The organism is Ectobacillus ponti (assembly GCF_024294785.1).
Lineage (GTDB): Bacteria > Bacillota > Bacilli > Bacillales > Bacillaceae_G > Ectobacillus > Ectobacillus ponti.
Genome location: NZ_JANCLT010000002.1, coordinates 233,002 through 244,749, shown reverse-complemented (window position 1 = coordinate 244,749; position 11,748 = coordinate 233,002). Strand labels below are relative to the sequence as shown.

Below are 11,748 nucleotides of genomic sequence, written 5' to 3'. Positions count from 1 at the left end.
CATCTATAAATAGTTATAGGACCTACAGGTATAACCACTTTTATGTACCGTTATCAATTCTATAGGTGAGTACCTCTTAATGGACCTTCCTTTAACAACAATAAAATTAAATTTTAAGAATAGCATCGGAGTGAACCTTTATGAAGAAAGTAGTTTTTGTTATAGGGGTATTAAGTGATGGTGGGGCCGAAAGGGTTATATCAGTGTTATCAAAGCAATTAACTAAAATTGGATACAAAGTAGATATAGTTACAATATATGGAGATAAAAATGATTATTTGGATGACCAAAGTATTAATATAAAGCCGGTTGTCCACAAGTCGAAGAATAAGCTGTTTAGAACTTTGGGCATTATATCCGAAGTACGTAATTTTATTAAAAGCAGCAAACCAGACTTGGTAATCTCGTTTGTCGCCATTGTAAATATATATACAATTCTATCATGTTTATTTCTAAAGACTAAGTTAATAATATCAGAAAGAAATGATCCTTATCAGAACCCTGAAAATAAATATATTAGAACATTGCGTGATGTTTTGTATAAACTTTGCGATGGCTTTGTCTTTCAGACACCGGATGCAAGAGATTACTTTCCAAAAAGAATTCAGGATAAAAGTACAGTCATACCTAATCCAATAGTTTCTGACCTTCCGGAATGGGATATAGAGAAATCAGAAGAGGTCATAATTTCGGCCTGCAGGCTTGCAAAACAAAAGAACCTTCCAATGATGATAGATGCATTTGCCAAGTTAAAACAAGAGTTTCCAGAGTATAAATTAAAAATTTACGGTATCGGACCACTACGAGGGCAATTGCTGTCTTACATTAACAAACTAGGGTTAAAGGATGATATTTTACTCCCTGGATTCTCAAAAGATATTCATCAAGAAATGGCTAAATCAAACTTATTTGTTATATCTTCAAACTATGAAGGGATATCGAATTCTATGCTTGAAGCACTAGCAATTGGAATGCCTGTTATCTCAACAGATTCCCCTATAGGTGGAGCAAGAATGTTTATTAAAAGTGAAGAAAACGGAATGTTAATTCCGGTGGGTGATACTGAAAAACTGTATCAAGCAATGAAAATGGTGATTTCTGACCGAAATTTTGCCATAAGTCTGTCCAAGGAGGCACGGGGAATACGGAAAAAGTTACTCCCTGAAGTAGTAGTAAGTAGCTGGAATGAATATATAACAAGTGTTTGTGAGGAAAGCCATGGAAGACTTAAATAAAGGCTCTTATCAACTAAGAAAAAAGAATATGGCGATTAGTATTAGCGCATTATTTATAAATGCAATAGCCTATTTACTCTATGTATTAATATTCCCAGTCAATAGTTCAAAAGGCCTTTCCGATATGGTATTTCTAATGAGTTGGATAGGTATTTTTATAGCCATATATATTTTTAGAAGTTGGTATAAACTTACGGGAACTATATTCTCATTGTATACCATATTTATTTTTTTTTATTTCTTGTTCAACTATGGACAGTGCATAATGTGGGCACTTGGGGTTCATATACCATCGGAGATTGGAATGGAACCTGTATATCCAGGATACAACACCCCTTCTAAAGGTAATATAATCAGCGGTCAGATAGTTACATGCATGTGTATCTTAATGTTTCATCTGGGATCATTATTCTGTTATAAGCCTAGAAGAGTAAGAGATAAGGCATTAGAAGCTGAAGGACATAAGGTGAGAAACACATTAACTTTAAAGGCTATATTTAATACCAGTGTCATAATAGGTATTTTTTCTATACCAATTAAATTATATGATGCGGTAAGTTCATTTAAAATCGCAACACAGTATGGCTATAATGCTTTATACTATTCAGAGTTTGCTGACAAAGGAATAGGTATCTCTACTATAGGGAACATGCTCTTTTTCTCTAGCCTTATTGGGTTATTAATAGGTAGTGAATACAACAAAAAAATTAGGTTATTTGTCTATTTTACATTTGGATTTTATCTTTTACTTAATCTACTCGCTGGGGATAGAGGAAGTTGGGTATACAAGATTGTCCTATTAGTTTGGCTAAGCCACGTATGCTATAAACCATTAAACTTTAGAGCCATGTTGAAGTATACTGTGTTATCGTTTATAGGATTTTATATAATCGGAGCTATCGTCTCGCTAAGAAAATTAGGCTTATCCAATATTACAATGGATGATTTCTTAAAATCTTTCTCTTTTGAGAACTCACCTATTGTATTAACTATTTTTGAGATGGGAGGATCCATGCGTGTCCTATTAATGCTACTAATGTATGGGTGGGATGTTTGGCCATATACAAATACATATCTATTGGGTATTTTGGGGATGGTCACTAATAAAATCATTTATATTTTGGACCTTCCATTTTCATTAGTAAGTAGTTGGTTTTCACAGAAATATTTAAATATATCTTGGGGAGCAGGCTTTTCTATTGTTGCTGAGGCTGTATTAAACGTAGGGCCATTTTTTGCGCCAATGGTGATGATGGTTATAGGCTATTTAATGACATCAATGATGTATCTTAATGGAAAGGCAGATTACAGGAAAAATCCACTTCATTTTATATTTGCTGTGAGTACATTACATACATTCCTACCTGTAACTAGAGGATTTTTTCACTTGCTACTAAAGGATTGGTTTTACGGTGTATTACTTTATATTGTACTAGTCCTGTTAGTACGATTCTTTCTAGTTAACTTTACTAAAAAATATAAATTAGCCTATAATTCTAGCATTTTAACCAAAGACAAACAATTGTAATTTAAATTCTAAATGGAGATCATATTCATTTACATACCAATTCTGATACAGGAGAACGGTTACATTTCAAATATGGTATAAGAATTCTATAGTACCTCCCTCATATTCCTACCTGGAATTGGGAATGTGAGGGAGGTAGATGAGTTCAATTTTACAGATTTTAGCGCTAGTATAATAATAATTGTAGAGGAAGATGAGAATATGGATAGAAGTGCGAAGGTCAATAAGTTTCTAAGTAATCCCTATTCAATAATTCCACACCTATCATCTAAAGGACTTTTAAAGTGGATTCCCGATAAGATGTACCTAAAGCTAATATTTCGTGCAAGAATGGAAAGGAAATTAAATCTTACAAATCCTAAAACCTTTAATGAGAAATTACAATGGCTTAAATTACATGATAGAAATCCTCTATACGTAGAGTTAGTTGATAAATATAAGGTAAGAAAATATATATCTAATTGTATTGGAGAGGAGTACTTAATTCCTTTATTAGGAAAATATCGAAGTTTTGAAGAAATTGACTTTGATAGTTTACCTTCACAGTTTGTAATGAAATGTACGCATGACTCGGGAGGGCTTGTGATTTGTAAAGACAAATCTAAGTTGGATATAGAAGTTGCAAGGAGAAAAATTAATAAGAGTTTAAACCGAAATTATTACTACTATGGTAGAGAGTGGCCATATAAGGATATAGAGCCACAAATTATAGTTGAGAAATATATGGTGGACGAGTCTGGAACTGAACTAAAGGATTATAAGTTTTTCTGCTTTAATGGAGAACCAAAGTTCTTATACATTGCAACTGACAGAGGTGTGGATACTAGATTTGATTTTTTTGATATGGAATTTAAACACCTGCCTTTTTGGCAGCACTATCAAAACAGTGAGAAAACAATTAATAGGCCTCCAGGCTTCAATGAAATGATAAGATTAGCAAAAATATTATCTAAAGGGATTCCGCATGTGCGTGTGGATTTCTATGATATTAATGGAAAGATTTATTTTGGGGAACTTACTTTTTATCATTTTAATGGACTCGAAAAATTTTATCCTGATAAATATGATGAAGTTTTCGGGAGTCTAATAGATCTTCCCGATAAGTAGAAAGAACTCTTAAATAGAGTAGAAATTACACTTAACCTATAAAGAATTAATTGGAATCTATGTGGATAGATCTTAAACCCATTAGATAAGAAGGAGCAAGTAGAGGTGACAGAAAACAGTTTTCAAGGCAAGGTCATTACTGCAGCTAAATGGTCAACCATTACCCAAGTAGCTTCAAAGATTATTAGTCCTCTTACTAATATGATTTTAGCTAGAATACTTGCACCTGAGGCTTTTGGTGTCATAGCAACAATCACTATGATCACTAGTTTCGTGGAAATGTTTACTGATGCAGGTTTCCAAAAGTATCTTGTACAGCGTGAGTTTAAAAGTGATGATGAAAAGCATAAGAGTGCAAATGTTGCTTTCCTAACAAACCTTATGATGTCTATCATATTTTGGATAGTGATTGTGATAGCAAGGGAACCCATTGCTGTATTGGTGGGCAACCCAGGCATGGGGAATGTTGTAGCGGTTGCTTGCTTCCAATTGCCACTTACAGCGTTTTCAAGTATACAGATGGCACTTTACAGAAGAGACTTTGATTTTAAAACACTCTTTATTGTTAGAATGGTTTCCACTGGCATCCCGTTTATTGTGACAATCCCACTTGCAATGCTTGGATTAAGTTACTGGGCATTAGTGATTGGGAACATTCTTATGTATTTGTCCAATGCCATAGTTCTAACAATAAAATCAAAGTGGAAACCGAATTTTTATTATAATATTAAAATTTTAAAAGAAATGTTTTCTTTTAGTATATGGTCTCTGATTGAAGCAATTTCTATATGGCTAACAGTATGGATTGATGCTTTTATTATAGCCAACGTCCTGAGTAATTACCATTTAGGTATATATAAGACATCTACCACAATGGTAAATGCACTTATGTCCTTGATCACAGCATCAGTTGTGCCAATCCTCTTTTCAGCATTATCAAGGCTTCAGGATAACAATGAAATGTTTAATAGAACCTATTTCAAAGTACAGAGGCTAGTAGCACTGTTTGTCTTTCCAATAGGTATAGGAGTTTTCCTGTACAGTGATTTAGCAACATCCATTTTATTGGGGAATAAGTGGGGGGAAGCGAGCAAAGTAGTTGGGATTTGGGCTCTAACAAGCTCGATAATGATTGTACTTGGTAATTTTAGTAGTGAGGTCTATCGAGCAAAGGGAAAACCCAAATTGTCATTTTTAGCACAAATGCTTCATTTGATAGTGTTAGTACCAACCTGCCTAATTTCGTCTAAATATGGATTTTTAGTGTTAGTATATGCAAGGTCATTAATTAGGCTGCAGTTTGTCCTGGTACATTTCTTCTTAATGAGGTTTGTGATAGGTATACCTATGATGCAAACAGTTAGAAATATAACGCCACTTGCCATTTCGGCAGCTTTAACGGGAGGATTTGGTTATTTTTTAAGACAGATGAATGAGGGTTTAGCTTGGAATTTGGGATCAATTCTCCTTTGTGTAATGTTCTATTTTGGGATTGTTCTCTTGTTTTCAGGCATCCGTCAAGAAGTAAGGTCCCTTTCCAATAGAGTGCTTTCTAGAAAGCAAGTCTATCGTGCCTGATAGTTCTACTATGTGGAAGGTATGTTTCTATGCCTAATAAATAGAAGCGTATATCAAGTGGCAGGTAACTATAGAGTCAGAAAAAGGAGTTGTCAAAATGTATAAAATAGCCGTAGCAGGAACAGGATATGTCGGTCTGGTCGCAGGCGTGTGTTTCGCTGAAGTTGGCCATCAAGTAACTTGCGTGGATATCGATGAGAGCAAGGTAGAGTTAATGAAATCCGGAGTTTCTCCAATTTATGAGGAAAATCTAGAAGAACTCATGCGTAAAAACTACGCAGTTGGAAGAATTAATTACACAACAGATTATCAGGTAGCATACAAGGATGCAGATGCAATCTTCATCGGCGTAGGCACTCCAGAACAGCCGGATGGTTCTGCAAACCTTTCTTATATTGCGACTGTTGCAAGACAAATTGCGGAATCTGTTGAAAAGGATTGCCTGGTTGTCGTAAAATCCACAGTTCCAGTAGGGACAAATGATAAGGTGGAGCAGTTCATTCAGGATTTCCTGGTTCATGATGTGCGGGTAGAGGTTGCATCCAATCCTGAATTCTTGGCACAAGGTTCTGCTGTGCATGATACATTGCATGCAGAACGAATCGTAATTGGCACAGAAAGCAAGTGGGCGGAAGAGGTATTAATGGGCATCTATGAGCCGTTCCATTTACCAATTGTTTCTGTAAATAGACGCTCTGCTGAGATGATTAAGTATGCTTCCAATGACTTCTTGGCACTAAAAATCTCTTATATGAATGATATTGCAAATCTCTGTGAGCTTGTAGGCGCAGACATTCAGGATGTAGCCCGTGGGATGAGCTTTGATGCCCGCATCGGCAGCAAGTTCTTGAATGCTGGTATCGGCTTTGGCGGCTCCTGCTTCCCTAAGGATACAAAGGCGTTGGAGTATATTGCCAAGCAGCAAGGATATGAGCTGAAAACAGTAAAGGCTGCCATTGATGTAAATAAGGAGCAAAAGACCATGCTGTACAAGAAGGCCAGCAAGAGGCTAATTACATTCAGTGGTCTGAAGGTAGCTGTGCTTGGATTGACATTTAAGCCAGGAACAGATGACCTGCGTGAAGCGGCCTCCCTTGAAAATGTGCCTTTGTTGCTTGAACAAGGTGCGGACATTTATGCTTACGATCCTGTTGGGGCGAATAACTTTGCAAAGGTGCATCCGGAAGGTAAGCATGGCAGAGGAAGTATCACTTATGTATCCAATGTAGAGCAGGCATTGGAAGGTGCAAATGTATGCTTCATCTTCACAGAATGGGGAGAGGTAAAGGCGATTACACCTGAAGCCTATGAGAAGCTGATGATGACACCGCTTGTGTATGACGGAAGAAATATCTATAGTGTTCAGGAGATGGAAGAAGCTGGGGTAGAGTACCATTCCATTGGCAGAAAGCAAAGCAACAGAGGACAAGGAAAGGGGCAAAAGCATCATGAGCTACAAACCATTGGACTCTAAGAGGGTATATCTTGTTACTGGAGCAGCAGGCTTTATTGGCTACTATTTATCTAAGAAGCTGTTGGACCAAGGATGCCGCGTCATTGGCATTGACAATGTGAATGATTATTACGATGTAAACCTAAAACACGCCCGTCTGGAAAAGCTGTATCCCTATGAAGGCTTCACCTTTATCAAGGGAGATATTGCTGATAAGCTGGTCATTACAAAGCTTTTCGAGGAATACAGACCTAATATTGTTGTGAACCTGGCAGCTCAAGCTGGGGTTAGATACTCAATTGAGAATCCGGATGTTTACATTCAAAGCAATATTATTGGTTTTTATAATATATTGGAGGCGTGCAGACATTATCCAGTAGATCATCTCGTGTATGCTTCCTCCAGTTCTGTCTATGGAGCAAATAAAAAGGTTCCGTTTGAAGAGACTGATTTCGTGGATACACCGGTGTCTCTATACGCATCTACGAAGAAATCAAATGAGCTCATGGCTTTCACTTATAGCCATCTCTATAAGATCCCGGCTACAGGACTTAGATTCTTTACGGTATATGGTCCTATGGGACGTCCGGATATGGCGTACTTTGGATTCACTGACAGCTACTTCAATGATAAGCCAATTAAAATTTTTAATAATGGTGACTTTGAGAATGACTTGTATCGGGATTTTACATATATCGATGATATTGTGACAGGCATTGAGCGATTGCTTAGCAATGCTCCTGTAGAGGCTGTTCCTCATAAGGTGTATAACATTGGAAATAACAATCCGGAGAAGCTGATGTTCTTTATCGAGACTTTGGAGAAATGCCTAAGTAAGGCAACTGCTGAAGAGGTTGTATTCCATAAGGTATTTGAACCCATTAAACCAGGGGATGTTCCAGCAACCTATGCATCTACGGACGCATTACAAAAGGCTGTAGACTTTAAGCCAGAAACACCAATTGAAGAGGGTCTGCAGAGATTTGCTGACTGGTATGTAGAATATTACAAGGTAGGCAAGCCGAAAGCACAAGAAGTTCAAATATAAATATTGTACAAAACAGCAGGAATGAGATGTCCTGCTGTTTTTAATTAGAGAGGAGACTAGGGAAGTGAAAGTCAAAAAGGCAATTATCCCGGCAGCCGGGCTTGGCACACGTTTTCTTCCAGCAACCAAAGCAATGCCAAAGGAAATGCTGCCAATTGTAGATAAGCCTACAATTCAATACATCATTGAAGAGGCAGTGGAGTCTGGAATCGAAGACATTATTATTGTAACCGGAAAAGGCAAACGCTCTATTGAAGATCATTTTGATCATGCATTTGAATTAGAGCAAAACCTCTTGGAGAAGAAGAAATTTGAACTGCTGGAGCAGGTTCAAGCTTCTTCTAAAATGGTGGATATCCATTATATTCGTCAGAAGGAGCCAAGAGGACTCGGCCATGCGGTATGGTGCGCACGTAAGTTTATTGGAAATGAGCCGTTTGCCGTTCTGCTTGGAGATGATATTGTACAAGCAGAAAAGCCATGCTTACGTCAGTTAATGGATGAATATGAGAAGACGTTATCTTCCGTGATTGGTGTACAAACTGTGCCGCAGGAGGTAACTCATAGGTATGGCATCATTGACCCTATAAATAGCCAAGGACGCCGCTATCAGGTTCGTAACTTTGTTGAGAAGCCGCAGCAAGGCACAGCACCTTCCAATCTGGCAATTATGGGACGCTATATTTTAACCCCGGAAATTTTCATGTTCTTGGAGCAGCAGGAGATTGGTGCGGGCGGGGAAATTCAATTAACGGATGCCATTCAGCATTTAAATGAAATTCAACGTGTGTTTGCTTATGATTTCGAGGGCAAACGGTATGACGTTGGAGAAAAATTCGGCTTTATTGAGACAACAATTGAGATGGCCTTACAGCGAGAGGACTTACGAGGGTTGTTGTTGGACTTTATGAAGCAGAAAGTGGATGAATGCTTGTTGACTGCAAAGTAAGACAGTAGTATGAGTGTTATATTCCTATAGACATAGTTTACTCCTGTAGATATAAGACAAAGATTATATTCTACTTAATAAACAAGAGAAGTGTTTTACAACAAAGAAGCGGGTGTCTGCCATGTGCAGATGCCCGCTTCTTTGTTATGTAAGTGCTTTTGGTGCCGGCAACCCTTAAGGTTGCGACTTAGCCACCATGGCCTTGATTGCGCCGCTGACTACCTTGATCATGTTGGAATCCGCCGTTAACTCCTCCGCTTTTATGGCCAATAGGGTTCTTAGCGAGAAGATGTTTTCACCGACGTTGAGTGCGGAACCAGGTGAGGTCAGCACTTCCTTTTCTGCCTGATTTATAACCTCCTGCTCATTTTTCCCGCTTCGAATGACCTCTACATATCCAGCCGAAAAGATAAACTGTACACCAAATAATTTCTTTTCCATAACTTCTCCTCCTCTGTATGGGCTGCTGTATATTAGTGCAAGTGGTCTGTCACTTCCGCTGCCGCTGCACGGAAGGGATCAATGGCCACAAATTTGACCAGCCTCAATGGAACATCGATCTCCCCAATCTGAATCAGATCATCGGGGGGCTTGTTCATGATCCGCTCGATATCTCTGGAAAGCTCCTTTTCACTTTTGCTGGCGATAATCTGTTGGAGCGATCCATTTTTCAGCGTGAATGTTACTAGAAATAGCTGTCTCAAGGTACGTCCTCCTTTCTTTTTAATATAAGTTTATTCTAATAATTTAATTAATTAATTTCAAGGGAAAAAAGCATGATTATAAGAAAAAAATTCCACGTCGAGCCCATTGTTTCAGAGTAAGAGCAATCTATATCATGAGGGAAACAAACGAATGTAGTCGTTTCCTTGTAATCCTGCCGCAGAGCTGTCAGCAGTATCTAGACCAGATTGAAAGTGATGGGGAAGAAACGAAAAAATCAGCATAGGCAGGTCTATGCTGATTTTTTCGTTTCTGGAGAGACTTAGTGCTGCATCAGGGACTCCCGGAGGGCATGGACCTTGATGTATTGGATGGACGGGATGGAAATGGATACGCCGCCAATTCTCAAGTGTCCGTCAGGATTTGCGCGCATCATTTGTTCCACAAAGGCGAGAACCTCCTCTTGGTTCCGGGCGGCCACCACCTGCTGGAGGTTGTTTTCTTTTAGGGTAAATGTCACTTGAAAGAGCCGTCTGTTCAACCTGGTTCCCCCTCTGAATGGTATAAGCCTACTGTAATCCATTCCAATCCTCGCAGCAAAGAGGGAAGCTGCGGATGGTGTCCTGTGAAATTCTCCATATCCCCTGGGGAAAGTGCAGAAATGAAAGGGTGGAAAAGAAGTTTTGCGCTCCGGTGCTTGTGCTATGGCAAGGGCACGCCGCAAAAATGAGAGTCTTCTTATTTCATTCTTATGCTCTCATCATCAAGCCTTCATGTTCCTCCCACCCAAGCGCTCTATACTGGGCATAGAGTAAGGAGGTGGCAAGATGAAGGAGAAAAGCAAGAAGAAAAGCCGATTCCGTTGGCTGGCATGGCTTCTGCTCATCCCGGTGCTGGCAGGTGCCCTGTTCGTTGGCATGCATGCGCTCAGCATGGAAGGCGGGAAGCATGAGAAGCGGCAGGTGGCTGTGGCTCAGTTCCATCAGGGTGAGAAGCAGTTCTCCCGTGTCAAGCAGGAGCAGTCATGGGGCGGCGAGAAGGAAAGAGGCCGTCACGGAGAAGGCAAGGAGCATGAGGAAGAGTGGGACGGCATGCCGGTTGCTTTCGGTGCAGAGCTGCTGCTTCTCATTGCTGGCTGGCTTGTGTTGAGAAAGTCGGAGGGAAGCAAGGCGAAGAGATGGACAGGTCTGGCGCTTGTAGCGCTTGGCGCGCTGCCATTGCTGCCGGTGATCGCGCTTGTGGCTGGTGCAGTGTGGCTCTATAAGAGAGTCAAGCAGCAGGATGAGCTTGTGCCGGAGAGCTTTGGAGCTCATGATTTCCCTGAAATCAGCAGCCAGAATGCTGCGCTGTTGGATCAATGGGAACAAAACATTCGTAAGGAGGAGAAATGATGGGCATTTGGAATCGGGTGAAACGAATCGTAAGCGCTGATGTGCATGAAACATTGGATAAGCTGGAGAATCCAGTCAGCATGCTGAAGCAATATCTGCGCGAGACGGAGCAGCAGGTGGAGCAGGCGCGGCAGGCTTTGGCGCAGCAGCTGTACTTGGAAAAGAAGTATGAAACGCTGATTGCGGAAGCGGAAGGCGTGGTGGTGAAGCGGGCACGTCAGGCGGAGCTGGCGGTATCCCGTGGTGAGGATCAGATGGCGAAGCTGGCGTTGCAGGAGAAGCTTGTGGCGGAGAACAAGCTGTCTCTGTACCGCACAAGCTACGAGCAAACCAAGCAGCAGACGGCCGCTTTGCATCAGCAAATCGACCAGCTGCAGGAGAAATACCAGGAGCTGCAATTCAAGAATCTGGTGCTGGTATCCCGCTTACATGCGGCGAAGACTCAGCAGCAGAACCGTGAGCTGCTTACTTCCTTCCACGCAGAAAACGCAGTCAAAGGCTTTGCCCGTGTGGAAGCCTATGTGCAGAAGCTGGAAGCCCAAGCGGCTGCCAGTGAGTACTTCTCTGCTCTCGGCACACCTGTACAGCACGTAGAGCTGCAAGAAGAGGTGCAGAAGCAGCTGGAGCAGCTGAAAGCAAAGTAATAGATGTAGAAGCTCTCTCGCCTTCCCCTGGCGGGAGAGTGTTTTTTTGGCTGGAATGGTCGGTCATCCCATTCTCCTTTCATGCATTTGCTGCCGCCTCCTGAGTGAGCCGCAGTAAATAGTTATTCGTCTTGCAGGAAAGAATGGAAATG

12 protein-coding genes are annotated in these 11,748 nt (G+C 40.4%); 9 read left to right on the top strand and 3 right to left on the bottom strand.

Features of this window, described 5'->3' with window-relative positions; genetic code table 11:
• Positions 1 to 140 precede the first annotated feature (140 nt).
• From NK662_RS04700 to galU, 7 genes are all read left to right on the top strand, one after another.
• Positions 141 to 1,235, top strand: coding sequence for a glycosyltransferase (locus NK662_RS04700; protein WP_254757751.1), 1,095 nt, complete (start codon positions 141 to 143; stop codon positions 1,233 to 1,235).
• A complete protein-coding gene (wzy, locus tag NK662_RS04695) occupies positions 1,219 to 2,763 on the top strand; it encodes an O-antigen polysaccharide polymerase Wzy (RefSeq protein WP_254757750.1) in 1,545 nt (514 codons plus the stop codon). Before NK662_RS04700 ends, wzy begins: the two co-directional genes overlap by 17 nt.
• Positions 2,764 to 2,889: 126 nt before the next feature.
• On the top strand, positions 2,890 to 3,870 hold the full coding sequence (locus NK662_RS04690) for an ATP-grasp fold amidoligase family protein (protein WP_254757749.1): 981 nt from the start codon (positions 2,890 to 2,892) through the stop codon (positions 3,868 to 3,870).
• 105 nt (positions 3,871 to 3,975) lie between these two features.
• Positions 3,976 to 5,448: a lipopolysaccharide biosynthesis protein gene (locus tag NK662_RS04685; protein WP_254757748.1), complete on the top strand. Its 1,473-nt coding sequence runs from the start codon at positions 3,976 to 3,978 to the stop codon at positions 5,446 to 5,448.
• A gap of 97 nt (positions 5,449 to 5,545) precedes the next feature.
• Positions 5,546 to 6,922, top strand: coding sequence for a UDP-glucose dehydrogenase family protein (locus NK662_RS04680; RefSeq protein WP_254757747.1), 1,377 nt, complete (start codon positions 5,546 to 5,548; stop codon positions 6,920 to 6,922).
• Positions 6,897 to 7,949 carry a GDP-mannose 4,6-dehydratase gene (locus NK662_RS04675; RefSeq protein WP_254757746.1) on the top strand — a complete coding sequence of 351 codons (1,053 nt, stop codon included), beginning with the start codon at positions 6,897 to 6,899 and terminating at the stop codon, positions 7,947 to 7,949. The genes NK662_RS04680 and NK662_RS04675 overlap by 26 nt, the downstream gene beginning before the upstream one ends.
• 64 nt (positions 7,950 to 8,013) lie before the next feature.
• Entirely contained in the window at positions 8,014 to 8,898 is an 885-nt protein-coding gene (galU, locus tag NK662_RS04670) for a UTP--glucose-1-phosphate uridylyltransferase GalU (RefSeq protein WP_254757745.1), read from the top strand.
• Positions 8,899 to 9,072: 174 nt separating this feature from the next.
• Here galU and NK662_RS04665 read toward each other — a convergent pair whose 3' ends face one another.
• The 3 genes from NK662_RS04665 to NK662_RS04655 all read right to left on the bottom strand — a co-directional run bounded on the left by NK662_RS04665 (position 9,073) and on the right by NK662_RS04655 (position 10,102).
• Positions 9,073 to 9,339 (bottom strand): hypothetical protein, encoded by a 267-nt coding sequence (locus NK662_RS04665; protein WP_254757744.1) that lies wholly within the window; start codon positions 9,337 to 9,339, stop codon positions 9,073 to 9,075.
• 32 nt (positions 9,340 to 9,371) lie between these two features.
• Positions 9,372 to 9,602 (bottom strand): hypothetical protein, encoded by a 231-nt coding sequence (locus NK662_RS04660; RefSeq protein ID WP_254757743.1) that lies wholly within the window; start codon positions 9,600 to 9,602, stop codon positions 9,372 to 9,374.
• Between the two features lie 281 nt (positions 9,603 to 9,883).
• Positions 9,884 to 10,102: a hypothetical protein gene (locus tag NK662_RS04655; RefSeq protein ID WP_254757742.1), complete on the bottom strand. Its 219-nt coding sequence runs from the start codon at positions 10,100 to 10,102 to the stop codon at positions 9,884 to 9,886.
• 286 nt (positions 10,103 to 10,388) lie between these two features.
• On the opposite strand from NK662_RS04655, the gene NK662_RS04650 reads away from it, so the two are divergent.
• Complete coding sequence (locus NK662_RS04650) at positions 10,389 to 10,952, top strand: hypothetical protein (RefSeq protein ID WP_254757741.1); 564 nt, start codon at positions 10,389 to 10,391, stop codon at positions 10,950 to 10,952.
• A complete protein-coding gene (locus tag NK662_RS04645) occupies positions 10,952 to 11,596 on the top strand; it encodes a PspA/IM30 family protein (protein WP_254757740.1) in 645 nt (214 codons plus the stop codon). The genes NK662_RS04650 and NK662_RS04645 overlap by 1 nt, the downstream gene beginning before the upstream one ends.
• Positions 11,597 to 11,748: the final 152 nt, after the last annotated feature.

Excerpts from the sequence above, each read along its gene's own strand:
- NK662_RS04680 (WP_254757747.1), top strand. The coding sequence starts at position 5,546 with ATGTATAAAATAGCCGTAGCAGGAACAGGATATGTCGGTCTGGTCGCA.
- NK662_RS04665 (WP_254757744.1), bottom strand. The coding sequence starts at position 9,339 with ATGGAAAAGAAATTATTTGGTGTACAGTTTATCTTTTCGGCTGGATAT.
- wzy (WP_254757750.1), top strand. The coding sequence starts at position 1,219 with ATGGAAGACTTAAATAAAGGCTCTTATCAACTAAGAAAAAAGAATATG.
- NK662_RS04650 (WP_254757741.1), top strand. The coding sequence starts at position 10,389 with ATGAAGGAGAAAAGCAAGAAGAAAAGCCGATTCCGTTGGCTGGCATGG.
- NK662_RS04645 (WP_254757740.1), top strand. The coding sequence starts at position 10,952 with ATGGGCATTTGGAATCGGGTGAAACGAATCGTAAGCGCTGATGTGCAT.
- NK662_RS04675 (WP_254757746.1), top strand. The coding sequence starts at position 6,897 with ATGAGCTACAAACCATTGGACTCTAAGAGGGTATATCTTGTTACTGGA.
- NK662_RS04700 (WP_254757751.1), top strand. The coding sequence starts at position 141 with ATGAAGAAAGTAGTTTTTGTTATAGGGGTATTAAGTGATGGTGGGGCC.